The organism is Paenibacillus sp. NN59 (assembly GCF_057597225.1).
Genome location: NZ_CP199678.1, coordinates 5,077,516 through 5,104,048, shown reverse-complemented (window position 1 = coordinate 5,104,048; position 26,533 = coordinate 5,077,516). Strand labels below are relative to the sequence as shown.

The window sequence follows — 26,533 nt, the reverse complement described above, 5'->3', positions numbered from 1 at the left end:
AGGGAAGCGAGCGAACGAAACCGGAGCATATGGTTAAGCTACTAAGAGCACACGGAGGATGCCTAGGCGCTAGGAGCCGATGAAGGACGTGGCGAACAACGAAACTGCCTCGGGGAGCTGTAAGCAAGCTTTGATCCGGGGATGTCCGAATGGGGAAACCCAGCTGGGGTAATATCCAGTTACTCTTGTCTGAATACATAGGGCAAGTAGAGGCATACCAGGGGAACTGAAACATCTAAGTACCCTGAGGAAGAGAAAACAATAGTGATTCCGTCAGTAGCGGCGAGCGAACGCGGAGAAGCCCAAACCAAAGAGCTTGCTCTTTGGGGTTGTGGGACGTCTCACATGGAGTTACAAAGGAACCGGTTAAGCGAAGAGGTCTGGAAAGGCCCGCCAAAGAAGGTAAAAGCCCTGTAATTGAAAGTCTGTTCCCTCCGAGACGGATCCCGAGTAGTGCGGGGCACGTGAAACCCCGTATGAATCCGGCAGGACCATCTGCCAAGGCTAAATACTTCCTAGCGACCGATAGTGAAGCAGTACCGTGAGGGAAAGGTGAAAAGCACCCCGGAAGGGGAGTGAAATAGAACCTGAAACCGTGTGCTTACAAAAAGTCAGAGCCCGTTTTAGGGGTGATGGCGTGCCTTTTGTAGAATGAACCGGCGAGTTACGTTCCCGTGCAAGGTTAAGGTGAAGAGCCGGAGCCGCAGCGAAAGCGAGTCTGAATAGGGCGACTATAGTACGTGGACGTAGACCCGAAACCGGGTGATCTACCCCTGTCCAGGGTGAAGGTGCGGTAACACGCACTGGAGGCCCGAACCCACGCATGTTGAAAAATGCGGGGATGAGGTGGGGGTAGCGGAGAAATTCCAATCGAACTCGGAGATAGCTGGTTCTCCCCGAAATAGCTTTAGGGCTAGCCTCGGAAAACAGAGTCGTGGAGGTAGAGCACTGATTGGGTGCGGGGCCCGCAAGGGTTACCAAGCTCAGTCAAACTCCGAATGCCATAGACTTACTTCCGGGAGTCAGACAGTGAGTGCTAAGATCCATTGTCAAAAGGGAAACAGCCCAGACCATCAGCTAAGGTCCCCAAGTGTGTGTTAAGTGGGAAAGGATGTGGAGTTGCACAGACAACCAGGATGTTGGCTTAGAAGCAGCCACCATTGAAAGAGTGCGTAATAGCTCACTGGTCGAGTGACTCTGCGCCGAAAATGTAACGGGGCTAAACACACCACCGAAGCTATGGCTTGATGCTTGCATCAGGGGTAGGGGAGCGTTGTATAAGGGTTGAAGGTGTACCGTAAGGAGCGCTGGACATTATACAAGTGAGAATGCCGGTATGAGTAACGAAAAGATCAGTGAGAATCTGATCCGCCGAAAGCCTAAGGGTTCCTGAGGAAGGCTCGTCCGCTCAGGGTAAGTCGGGACCTAAGGCGAGGCCGAAAGGCGTAGTCGAAGGACAACAGGTCGAAATTCCTGTACCACCGTAAATCGTTACGAGCGATGGGGGGACGCAGTAGGGTAGTGACGCAGACTGATGGATGTCTGTCCAAGCAGTGAGGCTGGTTAGTAGGCAAATCCGCTAACCGTAAGGCTGAGCTGTGATGGGGAGTGAAAATTACAGTAGCGAAGGTCATGATCTCACACTGCCAAGAAAAGCCTCTAGCCAGATGAAGGTGCCCGTACCGCAAACCGACACAGGTAGGCGAGAAGAGAATTCTAAGGCGCGCGGAAGAACTCTCGTTAAGGAACTCGGCAAAATGACCCCGTAACTTCGGGAGAAGGGGTGCCCCGGTAGTGTGAATAGCACGAGGGGGCCGCAGTGAAAAGGCCCAAGCGACTGTTTAGCAAAAACACAGGTCTGTGCGAAGCCGTAAGGCGAAGTATACGGGCTGACGCCTGCCCGGTGCTGGAAGGTTAAGGGGAGTGGTTAGGGAGTAATCCCGAAGCTGTGAACCGAAGCCCCAGTAAACGGCGGCCGTAACTATAACGGTCCTAAGGTAGCGAAATTCCTTGTCAGGTAAATTCTGACCCGCACGAATGGCGTAACGACTTGGGCGCTGTCTCAACGAGAGATCCGGTGAAATTTTAATACCTGTGAAGATGCAGGTTACCCGCGACAAGACGGAAAGACCCCATGGAGCTTTACTGCAGCTTGATATTGAATTTGGGTACGATCTGTACAGGATAGGTGGGAGCCTTTGAAGCGTGAGCGCCAGCTTGCGTGGAGGCACCGTTGGGATACCACCCTGATCGTATCTAGGTTCTAACCTGGTACCGTAAACCGGTGCGGGGACAGTGTCAGGTGGGCAGTTTGACTGGGGCGGTCGCCTCCTAAAGAGTAACGGAGGCGCCCAAAGGTTCCCTCAGAATGGTTGGAAATCATTCGAAGAGTGCAAAGGCATAAGGGAGCTTGACTGCGAGACCTACAAGTCGAGCAGGGACGAAAGTCGGGCTTAGTGATCCGGTGGTACCGCATGGAAGGGCCATCGCTCAACGGATAAAAGCTACCCTGGGGATAACAGGCTTATCTCCCCCAAGAGTCCACATCGACGGGGAGGTTTGGCACCTCGATGTCGGCTCATCGCATCCTGGGGCTGAAGTAGGTCCCAAGGGTTGGGCTGTTCGCCCATTAAAGCGGTACGCGAGCTGGGTTCAGAACGTCGTGAGACAGTTCGGTCCCTATCTGTCGTGGGCGTAGGAAATTTGAGAGGAGCTGTCCTTAGTACGAGAGGACCGGGATGGACGTACCGCTGGTGTACCAGTTGTTCCGCCAGGAGCACCGCTGGGTAGCTATGTACGGACGGGATAAGCGCTGAAAGCATCTAAGCGTGAAGCCCCCCTCAAGATGAGATTTCCCAGTATGTAAGACCCCTTGAAGACGACGAGGTAGATAGGCTGGGGGTGGAAGTGCAGCAATGCATGGAGCTGACCAGTACTAATCGGTCGAGGGCTTATCCAATATGCAAGTTTTGATCGCGTGCGTTTCGTTTCGAATCTAGTTTTCAGAGAACAACACTCTGAATGAAGTGAAAATCGGTACATCACGGAATGTGTGTATGATTTTCAGTTCTGATTGATATGGAAGAAGCTATGCTTCGACCAATCGCGTTTGGTGGCGATGGCGGAGGGGTTCCACACGTACCCATCCCGAACACGACCGTTAAGCCCTCTAGCGCCGATGGTACTTGGACCGCAGGGTCCTGGGAGAGTAGGACGCCGCCAAGCGAACTTTTTCATCTTACATAGAAAACAGGCTCTGCATGTAGACGTTGTACGATGAGTTGCATTTGTAGCACAAATGCATATTATTCCCTGATAGCTCAGTTGGTAGAGCACTCGACTGTTAATCGAGTTGTCACAGGTTCGAGTCCTGTTCGGGGAGCCATTAAGGCCCGTTGGTCAAGGGGTTAAGACACCTCCCTTTCACGGAGGTAACAGGGGTTCGAATCCCCTACGGGTCATAGTTATTTTTAATAACTAAAGAGTGGGATGAGAATCCCAAAGGTTCGTCGGAGGATTAGCATCGTTAGGAACTGCTTCGCAGTCTCGAACGAAGTGAGAGTATCCCCTACGGGTCATATTTTCGGAGGCTTAGCTCAGCTGGGAGAGCATCTGCCTTACAAGCAGAGGGTCGGGGGTTCGATCCCCTCAGCCTCCACCATATATCTTTTATAATGACGCGGGGTGGAGCAGCCCGGTAGCTCGTCGGGCTCATAACCCGAAGGCCGCAGGTTCAAATCCTGCCCCCGCAATTATTGTAGCTTTCCTAACCGAAAGTGATCTGGAACCGTGGTGTAGTTGGCCTAACATGCCTGCCTGTCACGCAGGAGATCGCGGGTTCGAATCCCGTCGGTTCCGCCATCTTTACAATTTTATCATGCGGAAGTGGCTCAGCGGTAGAGCATCGCCTTGCCAAGGCGAGGGTCGCGGGTTCGATTCCCGTCTTCCGCTCCAATATTTTGCGCCCTTAGCTCAGCTGGATAGAGCGTTTGACTACGAATCAAAAGGCCGGGAGTTCGAATCTCTCAGGGCGCGCCATTATTTTCATAGTTTGCCGGCGTGGCGGAATGGCAGACGCGCTCGACTCAAAATCGAGTGGGAAACCGTGGAGGTTCGAGTCCTCTCGCCGGTATATATAACGGGATGTAGCTCAGCTTGGTAGAGCACCTGGTTTGGGACCAGGGGGTCGCATGTTCAAATCGTGTCATCCCGATTTCTAAAAATCACTATCTAATCAGATGGTGATTTTTTGATTTTAATAGATATTTACTTCATAAATTTGGATCTCTTGATCTCTCGATTACCGCAACTTGTCAAGGTCAAGGCTTTCAAGAGTTTAAAGAGGTGGGTTTGCATAAAGGTTCCTCCATTAGGTCACAATAGGTTTAAAAAAAGTGATTGAAGGGGTTTATGTGAACAGGTTCACCTTACGAAAACAATTAAAGAGACGCTGGCGACGATGGAAACGAACGTTTTGGATGGTTGCCGCTATATGTGCCGTTACGATATTAGCATACCGTGGTTTATCTATATCAGCAGCAGTTGAGCGTTTACTAACAACCGATTTTGGTGAAGCCGTAAATGTTATGGGCCCAGTTAAGCAGGATCAACGATCGGCACATGAGATTCAGGTGATTGTAGAGCAACTTGAAACGGGTGCAGACCAATTAATACGTGTTGTTTTACAAACCAAATATATTTGTGGTGTTGAAACTGAACAGCTGGGGAGAATGGATATCCCTCAATTAAAAGTGCTGCTTGCTCAACATCCAGAGTGGGAAGCAAAGGTTACTTCCTCGGATACGTTACATTTGAATCAAAGCGTGGATGATCTTTCACCTGTTTGTAAACAAGAAGCCTACATCAGTATCGATGCTACAGGTCATCTCAATCTGTATGAGGGCAAACCCACTGAAGAGAATGTTATTCGTACGTTTTTTCAACTCGATGTAGGTACATTGGAAAGTTCATTGCCTGAAGGAGTGCTGGAGCAATTGCAAGAAGGCATCCGAATACAGGATAAAGATGAATATGACAGTGTAATTTCGACGTTTAGTGACTTTGCTGTGGATGAAACGCATCATTTACTTCGGAATGGCGGATAAGCCAACCCGTATAAGGAATACAACCTTTAAGTCAAAGGTGTAGAGTTACCTTCGGGAAACGTGTATGAAGATAAGTGGATAGAAGAGATGGCTACGGAAGGACATCGTGCGGATGTCCTTTTTGTCGTTTTTATAAGTTAACTCTTCTATAAAAATGAAAATTTTGAAGAAAAGTCACGAAATACGATAGGCTTTGGCATAGACAAAGTTTTTCCTGCCGCAAGGCCTATCTTTTGTTATAATGAAATGAACGATACATATGTTCGCTTTTGTAAGGGAGAGATGGTTTTGCGTTTTTTGGGAATTGACCCGGGTATTGCGATTGTGGGGTTTGGTTTTGTAGATAAAATCGGGAACAAGGTTGTGCCCGTACAATATGGATGTATTCAGACGGAGGCACATACACCAGATGAGGATCGGCTTCTTCACGTATATGAAGGCATGGTGCAACTGATTGATAAGTATAAGCCAGATGCGGTCGCACTGGAGAAACTCTTTTTTAACCGTAACGTAACAACAGCGATGTCTGTCAGCCAGGCCCGAGGGGTCATGATTCTTGCTGCTGCTCAAAAAGGTCTGCCTATTGCGGAATATACCCCGATGCAGATCAAACAGGCGATTGTAGGCTATGGCAAGGCGGAGAAGAAACAAGTGCAGGAGATGGTCAAAATGTTCCTTCGTCTGCAGGTTGTGCCTAAACCCGATGACGTTGCAGATGCGCTGGCTGTTGCTGTTTGTCATGCACATTCTTATACATTAAATTCCAAGTTGAATGAGGTATTGCGAAAATGATTGATTTTCTAAGAGGACAGTTCATACATGTCGAGAGTGATTATATTGTTTTAGATGTGCATGGGGTGGGTTATCGTGTGTTCTGTCCGAACCCCTATGCGTTTGCCAAGCAGGAAGGCGAGATCATCGTGTACACCCATCATCATGTGCGTGAAGATGCAATGCTGTTATTTGGATTTGTGACGAGAGAGGAACAGCGTTTGTTCCGTAAATTGATTGAAGTATCTGGAATTGGGCCAAAAGTGGCGTTAGGTATTCTTGCCGGTGGCACACCTGATCATGTGGTTACAGCCATTTATCAGGAGAATCTGACATTCTTGACGAAACTACCAGGTATCGGAAAAAAAACAGCGCAACGTATGATTCTGGACCTGAAGGACAAATTGGATGGTTTCGGTACAGCAGCCTATGAAACGGGTCTCTTTGCACCACCATCCGAGGAGGTTGGAAGTGGGTCCTCATGGGATGAGGCGCGTGAAGGTCTGAAGGCGCTTGGATATACGGATAGTGAACTGGACAAAGTATGGCTCAAGCTGAAAAAAGATGTGACGACCGCAGATTCTGTAGATGTGTTGATGAAACGGGCACTGCAAATGTTATTTACGGGTTAATTTATATTCATTTGTATCGTCGTACTAGAGTTGTAACCTGCAAGAAAAGGGTGGGAAGAACATGGATGAACGGATTATATCCGCTAACCTGATGATGGAAGATCAGAACGTCGAATTAAGCCTTCGTCCCCGATATCTAAATGAATACATCGGGCAGAATCAGGTGAAGGAAAATCTTAAAATATATATTGAAGCCGCTAAATTGCGGAATGAAGCATTGGATCATGTGCTATTATACGGACCTCCGGGTCTAGGTAAAACAACACTCGCTAATATTATTGCAAATGAACTTGGCGTAAACTTGAGAACCACTTCAGGCCCTGCAATTGAACGTCCAGGTGATCTGGCAGCGCTGCTGACGAATTTGCAAGAGGGAGACGTGTTATTCATTGACGAGATCCATCGACTTCATCGTACCGTTGAAGAGGTGATGTATCCGGCGATGGAGGATTCTGCTCTGGATATTATGATCGGCAAAGGGCCAAGTGCACGTTCTGTTCGCTTGGACCTGCCTCCATTTACGTTAATAGGAGCTACGACACGCGCAGGACTTTTGTCAGCTCCGCTTCGAGACCGTTTTGGTGTGATTAGTCGTTTGGAGTTCTATACGGTTGATGAACTTGCGTATATCGTTTCACGATCCACTGATATTCTGGGTGTAGAGATTGTTGGGGATGCTGCGGAGGAAATTGCTTTGCGTTCACGAGGGACACCGCGGATTGCAAACCGATTATTAAAAAGAGTACGTGATTTTGCACAAGTACGCGGTGATGGCATTATTACACAAGCCCTGGCAGAAGAGGCGTTGCAACGCCTGCAGATTGATCCGCGTGGGTTAGACGATATCGACCACAAGATGCTCAAGTCTATGATTAACAGCTTCCGGGGAGGTCCTGTTGGACTGGATACGATAGCGGCTACAATTGGGGAAGAATCTCAGACGATTGAGGATGTGTATGAACCTTATCTGCTGCAGATCGGTATGATTCAGCGTACGCCAAGGGGGCGTGTAGTTACTGATCTAGCCTATCATCATCTTGGTTTGCCTGTTCCGCCAAGAGACGGTAAGTAAGACTCGGCTTTTGCACGTCGTCTATGCGAAAACCTTGAGAGAATAGATGAAGAAGACGACATTACCCGTTTATAAACAGTGAACGGAATTCCTAGATATTAAACAGGAAGTTGAAATTCCCGTGAAAACTGACCGATATAAAGTGAAGAACCTGTATGGAGAGGAGCCTGATTGTGGGAAAAGCAATACGCACGAAGAAGTGGAGTCGTCGATTGAAGGTACTGGCGGCTGCTCTGTTGACAGTAGGGTGCTTGCATGTGCCAGCTTATGCGGCTGGTGATAATGAGCAATTGATTCGAGTAGCTATGTTTGCGAATTTAGGGAGCACATATAAATCAACAACACCTCTAATTACACTTGAATCAGCAGGTTCATGGAGTATTCAGTCTGGTGGTGGTACCAATGTGACTCTTCCATCGGGGCAAACCCGTTTTAGTGCGGATGGATTCCGCGTAAAAGTATTGGAGACTGCTGATTTCACAACAGCCGCAGCGGCAGCAAAATTGCTTCAGGCTACGGCTGATAAACCTTTGCTGTATACGGTGACATTTAATGGAAAAATACTGTATCAGCTATACACCGGCAATTACGGTACAGCAGCACTTGCAGGACAAGCCGTTGCTCGGGTTCAAAAGACAGCTGCGACTCAATTAGCGGGACAGAAACCGGTTGTAACCGGAAGCGAACGTCTGTCTTCGGGGAACTACACTTCTCTTCAGGAAGCAGAAGCAGCACAGTCAAGTTTGCTTGCAGCGGGATTTACAGCTTATCCTGTATTGCAACTAGATGGAAGCAATCAAACCTATACCGTATGGGTCGGTGAAGCGATATCTGCGACGGAGTTATCTACGTTGAAGCAACGTGTAGAATCCAGTGTATCTGGCATTAGCCTCTCTCCTGTAGGTAACAGTCCAGGTTTGATTATTCGTCAGGACGCAGGATTGAGTATGGATGCCTTTAAAACGGCCCCACATTACACGATTGCAGGCAATGACTCCAAGGTAATGATACAAGGAAGTGGCAACGGTATAAAAGTTGTAGAGCGCTCCCAGCGTACATATCGCGGAGATATGGAGATCAGCATCGTTAATGGGGATCTAGCTTTAGTTAACGTCGTGCCACTGGAACAGTACTTGTACTCGGTTGTTGGCGCAGAAGTGTATTCTTCTTGGCCAACGGAAGCACTTAAAGTGCAGGCGGTGGCTGCCCGTTCCTATGCGCTCCAGCAGGGCGAGCGTTTCAAGATCGCCAATGTTGTGGATACCACACTGAGTCAGGCATACAATGGAATGAACTCTGAGAACGACAAAGTAACGAGTGCGGTGGATGCAACGGCTGGAGAAGTGCTCAAAAGCGAAGGCAAAATTGTAGAAGCTGTATTTTCATCTAATGCTGGAGGACAAACGGCTCATCCTTCTGAAGTGTGGAACGGTGGGGCAGGCGTATTTACAAATGTGGACAGTCGTGGCGATCTGTCTGCGCAGGCTGGACTGCATACATGGTATCATGTGCTGATGAGTTCAGGTGTGAGCGGATATATCCGTGAGGACAATGTAAAAGAATTAACAACGAAGACGGATGCTGGACTCTCCAAAGCAACCGTAACGGCTCAAAATACAAATCTTAGACCGATCCCGCTCATTCAATCCAATGTTGAGCCAGTTGCCAAAATCAATCCTGGAACGGAAGTTGTTGTATTGGCAAAAGTGGCTCAATCCAATGATTATGCATGGGTCAGAGGGCCGTTTACTTCGGCACAACTGGTCAAGACATTGCAAGGTAAGACAACTGTAGCCGCTCCAGCTTCCATATCAACGTTGGAAGTAACCAAGCGAGGACCTTCCGGACGAGCACTGGAAGTTACGGCCAACGGGCAACCGTTGACTGTTAAATATGCGGATACGTACCGCTCTGCACTCGGCGGATTACCAAGCACTTTATTTGATATTGCAGGGACCGGAAGTTATACTGTATTAGGCGCTGACGGTCAAAAAGTCAGCAAAACCGGATCACAGGGGGCTTCAATATTGTCTGCCTCAGGCACGGGCACCTCATCCAGCAACGCACTTGTTGTGATGAGTGCAAATGGTCAAGCGAGAGCCGTTACACAAGGTCAGACCTTTATGTTTATTGGTCAAGGGAATGGACATGGACTTGGCTTATCTCAATGGGGCGCCAAGGGTATGGCTGACGAAGGGTATGATTACCAGACGATATTGAAACACTATTATCAGAACGCAACTATTGTTAAGGAATAAAAGACAATGATTTATAAAGCTCGACTATATTTATTTACACATAAACGGAGAAGACAGAAAAAAAACTGAGAAAGCGAAGCGGTCGCCTTTATCACTGGATTTTCCCCTTGGGAAAGGGAGATAAACAAATCCGGGGATAACAGCGATGGGAAGGTTGTTCTGTCATCGTAGTGTTCCGTGTGAAAATCTTTAGTTTAGCTTATATTAAAGTGAAAAAGAATATCAAAGCCTTAAGGAATGAATAGAACATGAATGTGAACTTATATGATTTTGAGTTACCAGAGGAATTAATCGCACAGACACCGTTGCTGGATCGTACCGCTTCTCGTTTGCTTACGTTGAACAAAGAGACAGGGGAGGTTGCCCATCACCATTTCCCTCATATTATCGATGTACTGCAGCCTGGAGATACACTGATTCTGAATGATACACGTGTATTGCCTGCCCGCCTGTTTGGTACTAAAGCGGACACAGGGGCAAAAGCCGAGGTGCTTTTGCTTAAAAACGTCGAAGGTGATAAGTGGGAGGCACTCGTCAAGCCGGGCAAAAAGCTGAGAGCTGGCTCTGTCATTGTGTTTAGCGATGAATTAAAGGCTGTCATTAATGAAGTAGGCGAGATGGGCGCACGTACGTTAACGTTTGAGTACAATGGTATTTTCCAAGAGATTTTGGATCGCCTTGGTGAGATGCCACTACCACCCTATATCAAGGAAACGCTGGATGATCGAGAGCGTTACCAGACGGTATATGCCAAACACGAAGGTTCTGCAGCTGCACCGACAGCAGGTTTACACTTTACGGATGAGTTGCTGGAACAGATTCGGGCTAAAGGTGTGAATGTTGGATTTATTACCCTACATGTTGGGCTTGGTACATTTAGACCGATGTCTGTTGATATGGTTGAGGATCATGTTATGCATGAGGAGTATTATTCTTTATCACAGGAAACGGCTGAACTGATTAATCAGACGAAAGAGCGTGGTAATAAGGTTTTTGCAGTGGGCACCACCAGTTGCAGAACGCTGGAGACGGTAGGAAGTAAATTTGAAGATGGTGTATTGCAGGAAAGTAGCGGCTGGACGAGCATTTTCATTTATCCTGGCTACTCCTTCAAGGTGATTGACGGAATGCTAACGAATTTTCATTTGCCCAAATCAACACTGGTGATGCTTGTTAGTGCTCTTGCAGGCCGAGAACACATTATGCATGCTTATGAGGAAGCCATCAAGGAGAAATATCGTTTCTTTAGCTTTGGCGATGCAATGTTGATTTATTAATAAACCGATTAACTTTTAGAGGATGATTATAACCAATGGCAGCAATTACGTACGAACATATCAAAACGTGTAAACAATCAGGTGCGCGTCTGGGACGTGTGCATACACCTCATGGTGTTATTGAAACTCCAACGTTCATGCCGGTCGGCACTCAAGCAACGGTAAAAACGATGAGTCCCGAAGAACTGAAGGAAATGGATGCTCAGATTATTCTGAGTAATACGTATCATTTGTTCCTGAGACCGGGTCATGAAATTATCCGTCAAGCTGGCGGTCTGCACAAGTTCATGAACTGGGATCGGCCTATTTTGACAGATAGCGGTGGTTTTCAGGTGTTCTCCCTTAGTGAGATGCGTAAAATTACCGAAGAGGGCGTACATTTCCGCTCCCATCTGAACGGTGACAAAAAATTCCTTTCCCCGGAAGTGGCTATGGAAATCCAGAATGCTCTGGGATCAGATATTATGATGGCATTTGATGAATGTCCTCCATATCCAGCTGAATACGAATACGTTAAGAAATCACTCGAAAGAACAACTCGCTGGGCGGAGCGTTGTATTGAAAGTCATGCCCGTCCGCATGATCAAGGATTGTTTGCTATCGTACAGGGTGGCATGCACGAGGATCTCCGTCGTCAAAGCGCGGCTGATTTGACTTCCATGGATTTCCCGGGGTATGCTATTGGTGGACTGAGTGTTGGAGAACCGAAACATTTGATGTATGGCGTATTGGATTACACGGTGCCTTTGCTACCTTCCAATAAACCAAGATATTTGATGGGGGTAGGTTCACCCGATGCATTGATTGAGGGATCGATTCGTGGAGTGGACATGTTTGACTGCGTGTTGCCAACCCGGATTGCCCGTAACGGAACAACGATGACAAGTCAGGGACGTCTGGTCGTTCGCAATGCCAAGTTTGCAACCGATTTTGGGCCGCTTGACCCGGAATGTGATTGCTACACTTGCCGCAACTATTCCAGAGCGTACTTGCGCCATCTGATCAAAGCAGATGAAACGTTTGGCTTGCGTCTCACAACGATCCATAATCTTCATTTCCTACAGAACTTGATGCGCAATGTGCGTAAAGCCATAATGGAAGATCGTTTGCTTGATTTCCGGGATGAATTTTTCGATCAATATGGTCTGCATGACAATGACAAAGGTTTCTAATTGAGGTTTTTGCGGAGCCTATGCAACAAGCAGTAACTGTACGTATAGTCGATAAGGGGGAGTTTTGATGTTTCAAGCAATGACTGCTCAAGCTGCAAATCCTGGTGGTGGAATTTTTTCGTTGATCGTACCTTTGGTATTGATGGTCGCGATTTTCTACTTCCTGATGATTCGCCCACAGAACAAAAAGCAAAAAGCACGTAATGCGATGTTGGGCCAGTTGAAAAAGGGCGATAAAATTGTAACGATCGGTGGTCTTCACGGTACGATTGCTGAAATTACAGACGACGTGGTGGTATTGCGTGTAAATGACGTTACCAAGCTTACGTTTGACCGTAATGCGATTAGCAGCGCTGTAAGTCGTGAAACGGCTGAATAATGGTATACATGATGAGAATATGCGCGGGCATATTCCCGAACAGAGAATCGGATCTGAAGTAGATCCGGTTCTCTTTTTTTTGTGAGTTGATTATGAGCGTTGTGTGTTGACTCCAAAGATGCCGCCAAGAGCCGATATAAAGAATGCGCTAAGGAGCTGCAAGCTGTCTTTCCAGTTAAATGAAGCGTCGAGTGCCAAGAATCCGATGAGCAACACGAGAAGCCCATAAACGATCCCTGTGAAGCCACCGTAATACCATCCTTTCTCACCCGAACGTTTTCCCGCAATGAAACCACCGATGAGCAATGACAAAACGTGAACAACATAGGTATAGGTGGAAAGATCCTGTTCTCGCATGCCGCTCATCCACAGGAAGAAAGAAAGTATTAATGCTCCGATAAACATCCAGACAAAAGCGTGACAGAGGCCAGACAGAATTGGGTTGGACATCCGAAATGAGAATAAGCGGCGAATCAATTGCATAAAGCAACCCCCTTGTACAAGTTTGAAATTATTACAGTGTATGGTCAAGCCTTCTTACTTATGAACCGATTTCCATTAAATGAACGGATTATTTCTGCATGAGCATGTGAGGTTCAGGTCAAAATAGGGATTGCACTTCAGATCTCTGTACAATGCTGAAATTCGAAGGAGGTTCCTGTTATGAATTTCACTGATTTTGGCCCTCACATATATCGAACCATACTCATGTATTTCCTGGTGTATTGCGCTATTCGTGTGATGGGTAAACGTGAGATCGGCAAGTTATCTATGTTTGATCTGGTCGTATCCATCATGCTTGCTGAGATGGCTGCTTTTGTGATTGAGGATATCAAAAAACCGCTATCTCATGGTATTGCTCCGATGCTGACCGTCATTGTTATGCAAATCGGGATGGCTTATGTCGGGTTGAAAAGCCGCAAGCTTCGTCTGATGATCGATGGAAAACCTACGGTTTTAATCTCCAAAGGCAAGCTTCATCGTGATGAAATGCGCAAGCAACGTTACAATCTGGATGATCTGTTGCTGCAGCTTCGGGAACAAAATATTGACAGCATCGGTGATGTAGATTTTGCGCTCCTTGAAACAACCGGGAAATTGACTGTATTTCCGAAAGATCAGAGCTCTGATGGCTCTACTTCCAGTTCCGGTTCCGGTTCTTCCAATTCATCTGCACGGCAAAAAGAAAATGTTAAGCTGAAAGGTTTCCCCAACATCAAATATGAGGGTTTACCCGTGCCCCTGATTATGGATGGGAAAGTACAGGATGAGAATTTGGAAATGATCGAGAAAACACGTTTCTGGTTAAAAAATCAAATTCAACAAAAAGGCATTAACGATTTTAAAGATGTGTTTATATGCTCAATTGATCACAATGGCAAGTTATATATAAGTGCTCGTGAAGACAAAAAATAAAATTATTTTTTTCCAGAGCGACGTTTGAACCATGAGCCAATGAGGGGAGCGCGTGATAGATCATGAAAGTCGATCATTTTGGTCAAACCCATGACCATAAAGTAAACAAGCAGACCGGCGGAAGTCGCAAGGATCATTCGAAACCAGAACGGAAATAGCGCAGCTGTGTGTTCATAGATAAGCAAGGTTGCAGCACCCATGATGAACATGCCAGCTCCGGTTTTGACCCAATCCATCAGCTTGAAACGAAAATTTAATAACCGGCGCACACTGCCCGCGTGTAGCAAAGTTACAACCATCGAATTAATACAGATGGCAATAACGGCACCGAATATACCGTATTCGGGCTGCGAAGCCAGCATCAGAATTAATGAAATTTTGATGACAGCACCGATAAACGTGTTTAATAATGCTTTACCCGGACGGTCGAGCGCCTGCAGCGCAGCCTGTAGTGGAGCTTGAATATAGATAAACAAGGCAAAAGGAGCCATCAGCTTTAGCATGCTTCCAATCGATGCATCATCATAGAGCAGCAGACACATCGGTTCGGCAAGCACATACATAAAAACAGAAAAGGGTGCACCAGTGACTAGAGCTAGCCGCAGAGCCTGGTGCATTCTTTTATGAATGAGCGCACGGTCACCATTGGCTGAAGCTTCTGACAGAGAGGGCACGAGTGATGTTGCGAGAGAAGAAGTCAGTGCTCCCGGAAGTAGCAACAGTGGGATTACCATTCCTTGTAATGCACCATATTGAGCTGTAGCTAGCCCTTTAGCAATACCGGCAATGGCGAGACTCTGGGCTGTCACGATCGTTTCAGCGAGATAGGATAAAGAACCGACAAGACGACCTGCTGTAACAGGGACAGATATAGCCAGCAAACGGCGGATCAATCCTCTCTGGGAAGGGGCAGACGCTGTAGAAAACTCATCTTTCTCTACCACTTTGGAATGGTCATCTTGTAAAGACTCTGATGAAGGAGAAGGAGCCTGCTTTATACGACTACGACGAGAAAGGGGCAATTCTTTTTTAAACTTTGCATAATTCCACAGCAGAACCAGCATACCGGCGAGTTCCCCAACCATAGCACCGAGCATTGCCCCAGCGGCTGCATGTTCAATCCCTTTAGGTAACAAAAGCCATGCAAACCAGATCACAAACATGATACGGATGATGGTTTCAGTAATGGATGAAATCGCTGTAGGCATCATATTTTGCTTACCTTGGAAATACCCCCTGTACACCGCTGAAACTGCGATTATAGCAATCATGGGGCTCATACTGACAAACGTATGATATACGCGCTCATCTGTGAGGACATATTGGGTGATCCAAGGGGCAAACAGGATGCATAAAAACATAAAAACGACACCGAGAGTAAGCGTGAAGCTAAGGCTGATCTGCAAAATACGTTGTGGCGAATAACGGTTAGCACCCGTCTCGGCTTCGGCGACAAGCTTGGCCACAGCTAAAGGAATACCTCCGGTAATCAGTGTCACCAGCACGATGAAAAAGGGATAGCTCAGTTGATAGATACCTACACCCTCTGCACCGATTACTCGTGGCAGTGCGATTCGTGGAATGAAGCCGAGAATCCGGTTGATAATGCCTGCCGCGAGCAGGATCATGGCCCCCTGAATAAATGTCTGTTTCTTCAAAACTACCCCTCTTTCCCGGTTGAAGGTACAGGTTATCCTCATTGAAGGTACTGGTTATCTCATTAATGGGACAAAGCCGTTGTACTTCATCCTATGCCGGTCTTTCATCATCTCATGACAACTTGGACACGATTAACAAAAAGAACCATAAACGAGAAGAAGGAATATGAAAGGGTGAGGTCGAATGATGTAGTATTGGTGCCGCATAAAGGCTCGGATGTAAGAAGGGAGGCTCCCCGTTGGAAGAAATGAATGATGTGGAGTTGGAACAGTCAATAGAGATACTCTGCCGAAGTAAGGCGGAGGAATTAAGGCTTGTCGGTTACGAATATGTCACCAGCCAAGATGTCTGGAATTGTGTCAGTCATAAATACGAAAAACAGGGTATTCCACCGCTTCACCAACTGGTGAACGACATATTGTCACTGAAAGCAACAAGCTTTATGAACTTTATGACGGTGTCTGCATACCGGGGGTCCACTTTCTAATCGAAAGGGATCTTTTTTGTTGAAAATTGACTGCTTTTTACGGCATCGCTATAATAGGAATATTGAGAACGAAAGGGGATCTAGGAACGGCATGAAAAGAATTATCAGTTTCATTCTGGTCGTGCTTGTCACCACAGGGGTTATGGTGGGTACAAGCCCGGAGCTGCTCAAAAATATACGCTTGGGCCTTGATTTAAAGGGAGGCTACGAGATCTTATATGAAGCAGAGCCGCTCGAAGCAGGGCAGCAAGTTAGCAAAGCCTCTTTGGTGCAAACAGCCAAAAGCCTCGAAAGCCGTGCCAATGCGCTCGGAACAAGTGAGCCGGAAGTAACTACAGAAGGAACCAACCGGATTCGGTTGAAACTGGCAGGGGTTACAGATGAGGCTGAGGTTAGAGCCAAAATGAAAGAACCCGCTGTTCTGACATTCCGAAGTAAAGCACCGGATGACAAAGAAGGCGAGTACTCCAAAATTGAGCTTCGCGGTAATGAGTTTGTCGAAAATGCGGCCAAAGTTGTCTTCACTCAATTAAATGAGCCGATGATCGACATTAAAGTAAAAGACAAAGCCAAGTTTTCTGAAATCACAAAACGTCTGATCAATAAACCTCTTGCGATCTATTTGGATGATCAATTGCTTTCGGCACCAGAAGTTAGACAGCAATTGACTGACGGATCTGCTCAAATCTCAGGTTCCTATACACGTGAAGAAGCGAATCAGCTTCGTGATACTATTAACCTGGGTGCACTGCCACTGAAACTTACGGAGAAATACTCCCAAAGCGTAGGCGCAACTCTTGGTAAATTGTCTTTGGATCAGACGATCAAAGCCGGTTTTATTGGCTCAATCATCATTCTGATCTTCATGATTGGATTGTATCGCGTACCAGGTATCATCGCGAGTTTTGCACTAATCACCCATACTTGGCTAGTCCTTGCGATTTTCTATCTTGGAGAGTTTGTACTGACCCTCCCAGGGATCGCGGCCTTCATTCTGGGTATAGGTATGGCGGTTGATGCAAACATCATTACGTACGAACGGATTAAGGAAGAGATGCGCAGCGGCAAGTCTATCTTGTCATCCGTTAAAGCTGGCGGTAAACACTCCTTCCGTACGATTATTGACTCCAATATCACAACCATTATCGCAGCAGCTGTAATGTTCTTCTTGGGTACTGGTGCAGTTAAAGGTTTTGCACTCGTACTGATTTTCGATATTGTGACGAGTATTATCACGAATATTTTCTTCTCTCGCTTCCTGTTAACCCTGCTTGTACGGGGTAACGTGATCAAGAAGCCTAAGTATTTCGGAGTGAAGGAGAGTGAAATTCGTGCGCTTTAATTGGAACTATGATTATATAAAAGGTAGTAAACTTGCCTATATCTTTTCGATTATTCTAACCGTGGCGGGGATAGTCAGTGTGCTCTGGTTAGGACTGAACTATGCGGTTGACTTCAAATCAGGCTCCAATGTGGATATCACAGTATCCAAAGCAATCACAACGGAGCAGATTAATCCGATCATCAAGGACATGGGTGTCAAGGAGGGTGATGTGCACATCACGCCGGGCGCAGATCGGGTAAATGTTCGTTTCTCCAATGTTCTGGTTGAAGATCAGGAAAGTAAGTTCAAGCAGGAATTTAGTAAACTTGATCCAAAAGCATCTTATGAGGTCAATACAGTTGATCCTGAGATGGCGAAGGAACTGGAACGCAACGCAATCTACGCAGTGCTTATAGCAAGTATTGGGATTATGATCTATGTTGCGATTCGTTTTGAATGGAGATTTGCAGTTGCTGCTGTCATTTCCATTTTCCATGATGCTTTTGTCGTTATCAGTGTATTTTCCATCTTCAGACTTGAAGTTAATCTGACATTTATTACGGCGGTTCTGACAATTGTCGGCTTCTCGATCAACGATACCATCGTTATCTTTGACCGGATTCGTGAGAATCTTCGTTTTGCTAAAAAATCAACGAAAGCTGATCTTCGTGAAGTAGTGAATCATAGTTTGGCTCAAACGATGACTCGTTCCCTAAACACAACGTTTACTGTGTTTATCGCTTCACTCTGTTTGTTTATCTTTGGTGGTGAGTCCATTCGCATGTTCTCTCTTGCGATGGTGATCGGAACATTTTTTGGAGCGTATTCTTCCATCTTCATCGCGGCTCCGCTATGGTTCACACTTAAAAGTAAACAGGTCAACAAGCCAAAAACAGCGGCTAAAGCTTCTAACTAAACATCGGAATGTAAAGCCGCGTCTGCCAGGCGCGGTTTTGCAACGTTAAGTACAGAATTAAGGGGGAATCAACATGACAAGAGAAGCTGGTCGGTCCGCACAAGCGGCAACATGGAGCGGGATCGTCGGAAACTTGGCACTTGCAGTCATCAAAACAGGAGTAGGGTACATGGCGAATAGCAAATCTTTATTGGCCGATGGTTTGTATTCTGCTTCTGAAGCTGCCTCTTCTCTGGTTGCTCTTTTTCCCTCACGATCTGTACAACCCAAAGGCAAGATACAAAAGGAGCGGCTAAGAGAACATGCAAGGGCTGCGAAACCGGGCATGACGGTTCTGCTAGCGGTGCTTATTTTGATGGGAGGCCTACAGCTGGCTATCTCCGCATTAAGCAGTCTATCGAGTGGTGAACTCGAAGCACCTGGAAAGTCTGTTCTTTTGGTAGCTGTTGCTGCGTTAGCTGTGAAAGAAGCTATATTTCAATTTCAGTACCGATATTTCCGTAAACGAAATCAGTCCCAAGCTATGTCGTATGCCTTGCAACACCGACGTGCATTATATTGTTCACTAGCGGTTTTAATAGGTATTATCGGCGCGATGGCAGGGGAAGAAACCGGTTTGAGTCTGCTGTTGTATCTTGATCCAACCGCTGCTCTTATTGCTTCCGGTTTCATTTTGTATAAAGGGTATCGAATGATTGTAGACACGGTCTACGGTTCACTTGTTCAAGAACTTGAGCAGGAGGATGCTACGGACTACAAAGAAACAGTACAACGGGTATACGGTATTATCACAATTGAACATTTGGTTGCACGGGAGCAGGAACATGATGTTACCATTGAGTTAGTTATTAGTGTGAATCCCAGAATCTCCATATTGGAGGCGCAAGAAATTGCAAACCGAGCCAAGACATTGCTGTTAACACGTTTTAGTCATGTAAAAGAAGTTCAGATCCAGGCTATACCCTATGACCCTGGATATCCTTATAAATCCAATCATGAACTGCCTGATCATGAAGCGACATTAATTCAGTGATGGCGCTGGGATCTCGTAGATCAGGAAAGGAGCGTTAGCGTTGCTATATTCGCAATATCGGTGGAATACACCACATATCAATCTGGAGGCGGCTGCGGCACTATCGCAGGCGCTTTCCGTTTCCCCTCTAGTAGGACGTTTGCTTGTAAGCCGAGGTGTGCACAATGAAGAGGGGGCAGAACGTTTTTTACATCCTGATTTGAATCAGATGCACGATCCTTATCTGCTACTAGGCATGAGTGAGGCCATTCCTCGAATCAAGCTGGCATTGGAGCGAGAAGAACATATTTTAATTTATGGAGATTATGATGCCGATGGAGTATCCAGTACATCGCTCATGATCCATCTGATGCGTCATTTGGGGGCCTCATACGATATCTATATTCCTCATCGCTCGAATGAAGGTTACGGTCTTCATAATCATGCTTTGGACTGGGCTCAACAGCAAGGGGTTACATTAATTATTACTGTCGATACGGGAATCAGTGCTGTAGAACAGATTGCTTATGCTGCGACACTGGGGATCGAAGTGATTGTCACGGATCATCACGAACCCCCTGAGATTTTGCCAGAGGCGTACGCACTGATAAATCCGAAACTACCGGGGTGTCCGTATCCGTTCAAGGGCCTGGCTGGGGCTGGTGTAGCGTTGAAGGTTGCTCAGGCATTGATCGGTGAGGTGCCAGGTGAATGGATGGAGATTGCGGCGATTGGAACGGTAGCTGATTTGATGCCGCTTGAGGGCGAGAATCGGGTGATCGTCAGTTACGGGATTGAATCTATGAGAGGTTCCAAACTTCCTGGAGTTAGTGCCTTACTTGAGATTAGTGGTGTGGATCAAAGCCAGGTGACATCCATTAACATTGCTTTTGCCATGGCTCCACGTATTAATGCTAGCGGCCGATTAGATCATGCGGGAAGAGCGGTATCGCTGCTCACGACGGAAGATTTGGATGAAGCTCATACCCTTGCGGGACAGCTGGATCTACTCAATCGAGAGCGGCAACAAGTCGTGGAGGGTATTCTACAGGAAGCGACAGCACAACTGGAGCAGAAAATTGAGCAACGTTCCGGAGCTGTGCCGGATGTTATCGTACTGGCGGGTGAAGGGTGGAATGTCGGTGTAGTCGGCATTGTGGCTTCCAAGTTGCTGGAGCGATACTATCGTCCAACACTAATTCTGGGAATTGATCCCGAGAGTGGCATCTGCAAAGGATCCGCGCGTTCCATTGAGGGTCTGGATATTTATGAGGCACTTACCGTGAACAAAAATAGTATGGATCATTATGGTGGACATCCTGCGGCTGCAGGAATGACGTTGCATCGTGATCAATTGGAAGAGCTTGAGGCGGGTTTAAATGAATATGCCGCGACGGTACTAACAGAAGAAGACTTTGTACCTCAGCGCTTGGCTGATGATGAATGCAGAATTAGTGATGTGCCCCTCAAGGTGATTCAGGAGATTGACCGATTACAGCCGTTTGGTATGAGTAATCCATCGCCACGTTTTGTATTGAGAAAGGTGACTGTCAAGGAAACCAGAACCATGGGGCGGGAAAAGCGCCATTTGAAGCTGGTTCTTGAACAAGACGGTCAGCAGTTGGAAACTGTTGCTTTTGGTAAGGGAGCACTGGCTGAATTTCTCTCCCCCGGTTCTGTCATCGATGTGATGGGGGAACTGTCGATCAATGAATGGAATGGCATGAGAAAGCCACAGATGATGCTTCAGGACATCCACGTTCCTGGGTCACAAGTGTTTGATATGCGTGGACATGCTGAGCCGCAGATCGCAATGAAGCACTTCCTGAGTGCGCTTGATGTACATCTGCGATATAAAGCGGGGTCGATTGGGGCCATTGTTCGAAAAGAAACCAATGTTTCTGAGGGAAATTCATTGTATGAACCGTGCCTTTGGGTATATGATAGAAAGGTCGGGTTATTTCCGTGTAATGCTGCCGCAGAGCAGTATGGGCAGGAAGAAGTCCGGACGTTATTTGTGTTTGATACGCCGGAAACTCCGGAACAACTTGATGCAATGCTGGCTTTGTTCAGCGGAGCCGAGAATATCATCCTTCTGCATGGATCAGGCAACCGTCGAGACCGACTTCAGATGCCTTCCAGAGAACTGTTTAAGCGATTTTATATGCTGGTGTTCAAATGGAAAGCGGAACCTGTGGAGGAACAAGAGATAACTCCTGTGCTCAGTCGTCAGTGTGGTTGTTCTACGCGTATGATCACGATGATGCTTGATGTTTTTGAAGAGCTGGCCTTCATTACTCGGAAGGACGGCAAAATCGTGGTTGCGGAAAGCCCGCCAAAACGTGATTTAACTTCAGCACGTCATTATCAGGCGCTGGAAAACATGGCCGAGACAGAACAGGTGATGCTAGATGCAGCTACACCTCAACTGACACAATGGATGGTATCCCGGATGAAGGGCGTATCTTAGATGGAAGTTTGTGTATTTATTTTAGGAGGAGATTATTTTGGATTTTAAAGAGTATATTCGTGTCATTCCTGACTTTCCACAACCGGGAATCAGCTTCAAGGACATTACAACATTGTTGAAAGATGGAGAAATGTACCGCAATGCGATCAATGAACTGAAACAGATGGTATCTGAACTGAAAATTGATGTCATTGCTGGACCTGAAGCACGCGGTTTCGTTGTGGGCGCCCCACTGGCATACGCTCTTGGCGTTGGTTTTGCTCCAATTCGCAAAAGTGGAAAATTGCCTGGAGCGACAATCGAAGCAGGGTATGATCTCGAATATGGCAAGGATACACTTGCAATGCATACAGATGCAATCGAGAAAGGGCAAAATGTCCTGATCGCAGATGATCTGCTCGCAACGGGTGGAACCATTGCAACTTCCATTAATCTGATTGAACAATTGGGCGGTAATGTGGTAGGTGCTGCATTCCTGATTGAATTGACAGATCTGAATGGCCGCGGCAAATTGCCTGAGAATATGAGTGTATTTACGTTGATGAACTACTAAACGTAAATCAAAACTTATGAGTTGCTGTGAGTTATGAAAGTTGACTTCCCAAGTTTCCCGGGAAATAATATACAGCATTAATGATTAGCAAAAAGCCTGCTTCTCCAACGTCTTAAGTTGGGGAGGCAGGCTTTTTGAATTTACTTTTTTTGAAGAAGAAATACGTTCTCTATATTGAGATAAAGCAAACGCGAACTTGCATTCTTTTCATGTGATGCTTAGTCAGGTGTTTTTTCGATAATTGGTTGTTTCTTACTGTCTTCGTTCAATAAACCAAGTACCTCAAACAATTTGAACAACAGACTGAGAAGCATTCCGGCAATCGTAGCCAGCGCCATGCCTTTCAGATGCACACCATAGAAGGAAACTTCCGTACCGCTAAGTCCGATAACTAATACGAGTGTAGTCAGAAGCAGATTTGTTGGTTTGGCGAAATCCACTTTTTGTTCAACCAAGATGCGTAGACCGGAAGCCGCAATGACTCCGAACAGAAGCAGGGAGACACCACCCATAACCGGTACTGGAATGTTCGCAATAAGTGCTGAGAACGTGCCGGAGAAAGAGAGTAGGATGGCAATGACCGCTGCACCACCGATAACATAAATGGAGTAGACACGAGTCAGAGCCATAACACCGATGTTTTCGCCATATGTTGTATTCGGTGTGGACCCCACGAAACCGGATAGAATTGTAGACACACCATTACCAAGCAAGGAACGATGCAGTCCAGGGTCTTTGGACAAATCTTTGCCCACAATGCTACTGGTGACAAGTAGATGCCCGATATGTTCGACGATAACGACGAGTGCTACCGGTAAAATCGTGAAGATGACGGACCAATCAAATGTAGGTGTAGTTATGGTTGGCAGAGAGAGGAAATCTGCGTTAGCAATTTTATCTGTGTTCACTTCTTTTAAAAAGTACCCGAGGGCATAACCGGATACAATACCGATCAGGATATGAATAATTTTAGGAAAGCCGCGGAAGGTTACAGCACCGATGACGGTAATTCCTAACGTGACCATGGATAAAATAATAGGTTTGGCTTGAGGAACCCAACCGGGGTTGTTCACAGGGTCAGAATTAATGAGACCCGCCATTCCGGCGGCGACAGGTACAAGCTCCAGACCAATCAAGGCAACGATCGCGCCCATTACTGCTGGAGGAAATACAACATTAATCCAGCTTGTGCCGGCATATTTAATGATGAGTGCTACGAGGCAGAACACAACACCTGTTACGATAAAAGCTGCGAGAGCCATGGAGTAACCATTCTCTGGATGGCCTTTCAAAACAGCCATAACCGGTGCAATAAAAGCAAAGCTTGATCCGAGATAGGCGGGGATTTTTCCTTTACACATCAGAATGTACAGTAGCGTACCAATTCCGTTCATCAACAGAATCATGCTAGGGTCCACTCCGAACAAGTTAGGTACAAGTACTGTACTGCCAAACATAGCGAACAAATGTTGCAAACTCAATAATGCACCTGGGCCAAAAGGCATCTTCTGATTAACTTGAATTTCGCGTTGCAACGAATCTCATCTCCTTTTCCGATACACAAACTTTCAATAGATTACAGAGTTTCTTTCAAATTAGCAATAACAATTTTCAGGATTGGACTGTAAATCACTTATTTTCTCAAATTTCCCTTCTATTTCAGCAAATATCGGCAATAATGGATAACAACTGAGACTTTTAAAAAATTGGATAAATGCTCTTATTCGTCAGCAGTTGACGGGAAACGGGCAAGGCGTCATAATTATAGGAAATTACTTTTACGGGGAACCTGTGTTGATGTATTGTCACGGGTTCCATTTTGTATAGAAAGGACACGGAACAGATCAGAATGGGCATAGAGCAATTACTCGAGAAGGCCGGGGCGTATATCAAAGAACCCGATCTGGTGCGCATACGAGAAGCTTACGAATTTGCTGATCAGGCTCACCACGGACAGACGCGAAAATCGGGAGAACCGTATATTCTGCATCCGCTTGCGGTTGCCGACATTGTTGTGAATATGCAGATGGACACCATCTCCATTATTGCAGCACTTCTTCATGATGTAGTAGAGGACACTACGGTGTCGCTTGAAGAGATCCGCACTCATTTCGGCAATACGTGTGCCATGCTTGTTGACGGCTTGACGAAGCTGGAACGCATCCAGTTTCGCTCCAAGGAAGAACAGCAGAACGAGAACTACCGCAAAATGTTCATCGCCATGGCGCAGGACATCCGTGTCATCGTGATTAAATTGGCTGACCGTTTGCATAATATGCGGACCCTCAAATTTCAGTCGGAAGAAAGCCAGCGCCGGATCTCGTATGAGACACTGGAGATTTTCTGTCCGATTGCAAACCGTTTGGGGATCTCTGCGATCAAATGGGAAATGGAGGACATCGCCCTCCGTTATTTGAATCCGCAACAATACTACCGTATTGCAAATCTGATGCACAAGAAACGTGCAGAACGTGAGCAGTACATCGACACGGTAATGGACGGCATTACAAGTAAGCTCGAAGAGATGGGCATTCAAGCAGACTTGTCTGGCCGCCCGAAACATATCTATAGTGTGTTCAAAAAAATGACGACCAAGAACAAGCAGTTTAACGAGATTTATGACCTGCTTGCGATTCGTATTATTGTGGATAATATCAAGGATTGTTATGCTACGCTCGGCATTATCCACACACTATGGAAGCCGATGCCTGGACGATTCAAGGATTATATTGCCATGCCAAAAGCCAATATGTATCAGTCCTTGCACACAACCGTGGTGGGGCCTAACGGGGAGCCAACCGAAGTACAGATTCGTACCTGGGATATGCACCGTACAGCTGAGTTTGGTATCGCGGCACACTGGGCTTATAAAGAAGGAACTGCGGCAGGGCCTCAGTTTGAAGATAAAATCACCTTTTTCCGGGAAATTCTTGAACTTCAAAATGAAGCGCAGGATGCTTCCGAATTTGTCGAATCGCTCAAAATGGATTTCTTCTCCGATCTGGTGTTTGTATTTACGCCAAAAGGGGAAGTCATTGAATTGCCAAGTGGCTCCGTACCGCTAGATTTTGCCTACCGCATTCATACCGAGGTGGGAAATCGAACCATTGGTGCCAAAGTAAACGGCCGAATTGTTCCGCTCGACTATCATCTCAAAACGGGCGATATTATCGAAATTTTAACTTCCAAGCATTCTTATGGTCCAAGTCAGGACTGGTTGAAAATTGCGAAATCTTCCCATGCACGGGCGAAGATCAAACAATGGTTCAAGAAGGAACGTCGTGAAGAGAACGTAGAAAAAGGCCGGGAGAGCTGCGAGCGAGAGCTGAAACGTATGGGACTTGATCCTTCTGCGTGGATGACTGATGACAAGCTAATGGAAGCGGCCAAGAAATTTGCGTTTAATGATATCGATGATATGTTAGCGGCGGTTGGTTTTGGCGGGATTACAGCCGCTCAGATCGTCACAAAAGCAACGGAGAAGCTCCGTAAAGAGCAGGAAGAATCCAATCTGCTGGAACTGAATTCCGAGATGCGTGAACTGAAGCCGGCTCCTGAACGCAGAAACAGACCAACCAACGGTATTCGTGTCAAAGGCATTGATAACCTGCTGGTTCGCTTTGCGAGGTGCTGCAACCCTGTGCCTGGAGATGACATTATCGGTTATGTTACACGCGGCCGCGGCGTTTCTGTGCACCGCAGTGACTGTCCAAATATCCCTACAAGTGCGGATGGAGAAGAGGCAGCACGGGTAATTGAAGTCGAGTGGGAAGAGAATATCGAATCGAGCTACAGTGTCGATATTGAGATTACAGGTCATGATCGCAATGGACTGCTCAACGAGGTGCTTCAGGCTGTTTCCGAAAGTAAAACAAATATATCTGCTGTCACCGGACGGACGGATAAAAATAAATTAGCATTGGTGCACGTCACCATTCTGATTCGTAATACAGATCATTTGCATGCCGTTGTGGAACGAATCAAACGGGTGAAGGATGTTTATTCTGTACACCGAATTATGCAGTAAGGA

The 26,533-nt window shown here is 46.5% G+C and carries 19 protein-coding genes, 9 tRNA genes and 2 rRNA genes; 27 read left to right on the top strand and 3 right to left on the bottom strand.

What is annotated here, in order from left to right; genetic code table 11:
• The first annotated feature begins 31 nt into the window (after positions 1 to 31).
• From ACT89M_RS22255 to yajC, 19 genes are all read left to right on the top strand, one after another.
• A 23S ribosomal RNA gene (locus tag ACT89M_RS22255) occupies positions 32 to 2,959 on the top strand.
• Between the two features lie 149 nt (positions 2,960 to 3,108).
• Positions 3,109 to 3,225, top strand: a 5S ribosomal RNA gene (rrf, locus tag ACT89M_RS22250).
• Between the two features lie 84 nt (positions 3,226 to 3,309).
• A tRNA-Asn gene (locus ACT89M_RS22245) sits at positions 3,310 to 3,385 on the top strand.
• Positions 3,386 to 3,389: 4 nt separating this feature from the next.
• Positions 3,390 to 3,461: transfer RNA gene (locus tag ACT89M_RS22240), tRNA-Glu, on the top strand.
• Between the two features lie 124 nt (positions 3,462 to 3,585).
• Positions 3,586 to 3,661: transfer RNA gene (locus tag ACT89M_RS22235), tRNA-Val, on the top strand.
• 17 nt (positions 3,662 to 3,678) lie between these two features.
• Positions 3,679 to 3,752, top strand: a tRNA-Met gene (locus ACT89M_RS22230).
• A gap of 31 nt (positions 3,753 to 3,783) precedes the next feature.
• Positions 3,784 to 3,861, top strand: a tRNA-Asp gene (locus ACT89M_RS22225).
• Between the two features lie 18 nt (positions 3,862 to 3,879).
• Positions 3,880 to 3,954, top strand: a tRNA-Gly gene (locus tag ACT89M_RS22220).
• 7 nt (positions 3,955 to 3,961) lie between these two features.
• Positions 3,962 to 4,038, top strand: a tRNA-Arg gene (locus tag ACT89M_RS22215).
• Positions 4,039 to 4,053: 15 nt separating this feature from the next.
• Positions 4,054 to 4,132: transfer RNA gene (locus tag ACT89M_RS22210), tRNA-Leu, on the top strand.
• A gap of 7 nt (positions 4,133 to 4,139) precedes the next feature.
• Positions 4,140 to 4,213, top strand: a tRNA-Pro gene (locus tag ACT89M_RS22205).
• Between the two features lie 265 nt (positions 4,214 to 4,478).
• On the top strand, positions 4,479 to 5,105 hold the full coding sequence (locus tag ACT89M_RS22200) for a BofC C-terminal domain-containing protein (protein ID WP_487344835.1): 627 nt from the start codon (positions 4,479 to 4,481) through the stop codon (positions 5,103 to 5,105).
• 288 nt (positions 5,106 to 5,393) lie between these two features.
• Complete coding sequence (gene ruvC / locus ACT89M_RS22195) at positions 5,394 to 5,897, top strand: crossover junction endodeoxyribonuclease RuvC (protein WP_090915614.1); 504 nt, start codon at positions 5,394 to 5,396, stop codon at positions 5,895 to 5,897.
• The gene (gene ruvA / locus ACT89M_RS22190) at positions 5,894 to 6,508 is read left to right on the top strand and encodes a Holliday junction branch migration protein RuvA (RefSeq protein WP_154887473.1); all 615 of its coding nucleotides are present in this window, start codon (positions 5,894 to 5,896) and stop codon (positions 6,506 to 6,508) included. Before ruvC ends, ruvA begins: the two co-directional genes overlap by 4 nt.
• Before the next feature lie 61 nt (positions 6,509 to 6,569).
• Positions 6,570 to 7,580: a Holliday junction branch migration DNA helicase RuvB gene (gene ruvB, locus ACT89M_RS22185; protein ID WP_154887474.1), complete on the top strand. Its 1,011-nt coding sequence runs from the start codon at positions 6,570 to 6,572 to the stop codon at positions 7,578 to 7,580.
• Between the two features lie 173 nt (positions 7,581 to 7,753).
• Positions 7,754 to 9,838, top strand: a complete 2,085-nt coding sequence (locus ACT89M_RS22180) for a SpoIID/LytB domain-containing protein (protein ID WP_308723452.1) — start codon at positions 7,754 to 7,756, stop codon at positions 9,836 to 9,838.
• Between the two features lie 248 nt (positions 9,839 to 10,086).
• The gene (queA, locus tag ACT89M_RS22175; protein WP_253491758.1) at positions 10,087 to 11,115 is read left to right on the top strand and encodes a tRNA preQ1(34) S-adenosylmethionine ribosyltransferase-isomerase QueA; all 1,029 of its coding nucleotides are present in this window, start codon (positions 10,087 to 10,089) and stop codon (positions 11,113 to 11,115) included.
• A gap of 35 nt (positions 11,116 to 11,150) precedes the next feature.
• The gene (gene tgt / locus ACT89M_RS22170; protein WP_090915605.1) at positions 11,151 to 12,287 is read left to right on the top strand and encodes a tRNA guanosine(34) transglycosylase Tgt; all 1,137 of its coding nucleotides are present in this window, start codon (positions 11,151 to 11,153) and stop codon (positions 12,285 to 12,287) included.
• A gap of 67 nt (positions 12,288 to 12,354) precedes the next feature.
• Entirely contained in the window at positions 12,355 to 12,666 is a 312-nt protein-coding gene (gene yajC, locus ACT89M_RS22165; protein ID WP_154888523.1) for a preprotein translocase subunit YajC, read from the top strand.
• A 90-nt stretch (positions 12,667 to 12,756) separates the two neighbouring features.
• Here yajC and ACT89M_RS22160 read toward each other — a convergent pair whose 3' ends face one another.
• Entirely contained in the window at positions 12,757 to 13,149 is a 393-nt protein-coding gene (locus tag ACT89M_RS22160) for a TIGR04086 family membrane protein (RefSeq protein ID WP_154887481.1), read from the bottom strand.
• Between the two features lie 180 nt (positions 13,150 to 13,329).
• Between ACT89M_RS22160 and ACT89M_RS22155 the strand changes: the two genes are divergently transcribed.
• Positions 13,330 to 14,082, top strand: coding sequence for a DUF421 domain-containing protein (locus ACT89M_RS22155; protein ID WP_308723453.1), 753 nt, complete (start codon positions 13,330 to 13,332; stop codon positions 14,080 to 14,082).
• A 2-nt stretch (positions 14,083 to 14,084) separates the two neighbouring features.
• Here the strand turns inward: ACT89M_RS22155 and ACT89M_RS22150 are convergent, their stop codons facing one another.
• Positions 14,085 to 15,740, bottom strand: coding sequence for a putative polysaccharide biosynthesis protein (locus ACT89M_RS22150; RefSeq protein ID WP_487344834.1), 1,656 nt, complete (start codon positions 15,738 to 15,740; stop codon positions 14,085 to 14,087).
• 248 nt (positions 15,741 to 15,988) lie between these two features.
• Here ACT89M_RS22150 and ACT89M_RS22145 point away from each other — a divergent pair, with 248 nt between their 5' ends.
• The 6 genes from ACT89M_RS22145 (at position 15,989) to ACT89M_RS22120 (ending at position 22,503) form a co-directional block, all read left to right on the top strand.
• Complete coding sequence (locus ACT89M_RS22145; RefSeq protein ID WP_090915725.1) at positions 15,989 to 16,228, top strand: post-transcriptional regulator; 240 nt, start codon at positions 15,989 to 15,991, stop codon at positions 16,226 to 16,228.
• A gap of 91 nt (positions 16,229 to 16,319) precedes the next feature.
• Positions 16,320 to 17,570: a protein translocase subunit SecD gene (gene secD, locus ACT89M_RS22140; RefSeq protein WP_154887487.1), complete on the top strand. Its 1,251-nt coding sequence runs from the start codon at positions 16,320 to 16,322 to the stop codon at positions 17,568 to 17,570.
• The gene (gene secF / locus ACT89M_RS22135; protein ID WP_154887489.1) at positions 17,560 to 18,468 is read left to right on the top strand and encodes a protein translocase subunit SecF; all 909 of its coding nucleotides are present in this window, start codon (positions 17,560 to 17,562) and stop codon (positions 18,466 to 18,468) included. Before secD ends, secF begins: the two co-directional genes overlap by 11 nt.
• A 73-nt stretch (positions 18,469 to 18,541) precedes the next feature.
• Complete coding sequence (locus tag ACT89M_RS22130; protein ID WP_154887491.1) at positions 18,542 to 19,501, top strand: cation diffusion facilitator family transporter; 960 nt, start codon at positions 18,542 to 18,544, stop codon at positions 19,499 to 19,501.
• 40 nt (positions 19,502 to 19,541) lie between these two features.
• Positions 19,542 to 21,950 carry a single-stranded-DNA-specific exonuclease RecJ gene (gene recJ / locus ACT89M_RS22125; protein ID WP_154887493.1) on the top strand — a complete coding sequence of 803 codons (2,409 nt, stop codon included), beginning with the start codon at positions 19,542 to 19,544 and terminating at the stop codon, positions 21,948 to 21,950.
• Positions 21,951 to 21,987: 37 nt separating this feature from the next.
• On the top strand, positions 21,988 to 22,503 hold the full coding sequence (locus ACT89M_RS22120; RefSeq protein ID WP_090915586.1) for an adenine phosphoribosyltransferase: 516 nt from the start codon (positions 21,988 to 21,990) through the stop codon (positions 22,501 to 22,503).
• Between the two features lie 218 nt (positions 22,504 to 22,721).
• On the opposite strand, the gene uraA is transcribed toward ACT89M_RS22120, so the two are convergent.
• Positions 22,722 to 24,038, bottom strand: coding sequence for a uracil permease (gene uraA, locus ACT89M_RS22115; protein WP_154983397.1), 1,317 nt, complete (start codon positions 24,036 to 24,038; stop codon positions 22,722 to 22,724).
• A 314-nt stretch (positions 24,039 to 24,352) separates the two neighbouring features.
• On the opposite strand from uraA, the gene ACT89M_RS22110 reads away from it, so the two are divergent.
• On the top strand, positions 24,353 to 26,530 hold the full coding sequence (locus tag ACT89M_RS22110; protein ID WP_090915582.1) for a RelA/SpoT family protein: 2,178 nt from the start codon (positions 24,353 to 24,355) through the stop codon (positions 26,528 to 26,530).
• The last annotated feature ends 3 nt before the right edge of the window (positions 26,531 to 26,533 follow it).

Excerpts from the sequence above, each read along its gene's own strand:
- ACT89M_RS22200 (WP_487344835.1), top strand. The coding sequence starts at position 4,479 with ATGGTTGCCGCTATATGTGCCGTTACGATATTAGCATACCGTGGTTTA.
- yajC (WP_154888523.1), top strand. The coding sequence starts at position 12,355 with ATGTTTCAAGCAATGACTGCTCAAGCTGCAAATCCTGGTGGTGGAATT.
- ACT89M_RS22145 (WP_090915725.1), top strand. The coding sequence starts at position 15,989 with ATGAATGATGTGGAGTTGGAACAGTCAATAGAGATACTCTGCCGAAGT.
- queA (WP_253491758.1), top strand. The coding sequence starts at position 10,087 with ATGAATGTGAACTTATATGATTTTGAGTTACCAGAGGAATTAATCGCA.
- ACT89M_RS22130 (WP_154887491.1), top strand. The coding sequence starts at position 18,542 with ATGACAAGAGAAGCTGGTCGGTCCGCACAAGCGGCAACATGGAGCGGG.
- ACT89M_RS22110 (WP_090915582.1), top strand. The coding sequence starts at position 24,353 with ATGGGCATAGAGCAATTACTCGAGAAGGCCGGGGCGTATATCAAAGAA.
- ACT89M_RS22160 (WP_154887481.1), bottom strand. The coding sequence starts at position 13,149 with ATGCAATTGATTCGCCGCTTATTCTCATTTCGGATGTCCAACCCAATT.
- ACT89M_RS22155 (WP_308723453.1), top strand. The coding sequence starts at position 13,330 with ATGAATTTCACTGATTTTGGCCCTCACATATATCGAACCATACTCATG.
- ruvA (WP_154887473.1), top strand. The coding sequence starts at position 5,894 with ATGATTGATTTTCTAAGAGGACAGTTCATACATGTCGAGAGTGATTAT.
- secD (WP_154887487.1), top strand. The coding sequence starts at position 16,320 with ATGAAAAGAATTATCAGTTTCATTCTGGTCGTGCTTGTCACCACAGGG.
- ruvB (WP_154887474.1), top strand. The coding sequence starts at position 6,570 with ATGGATGAACGGATTATATCCGCTAACCTGATGATGGAAGATCAGAAC.
- tgt (WP_090915605.1), top strand. The coding sequence starts at position 11,151 with ATGGCAGCAATTACGTACGAACATATCAAAACGTGTAAACAATCAGGT.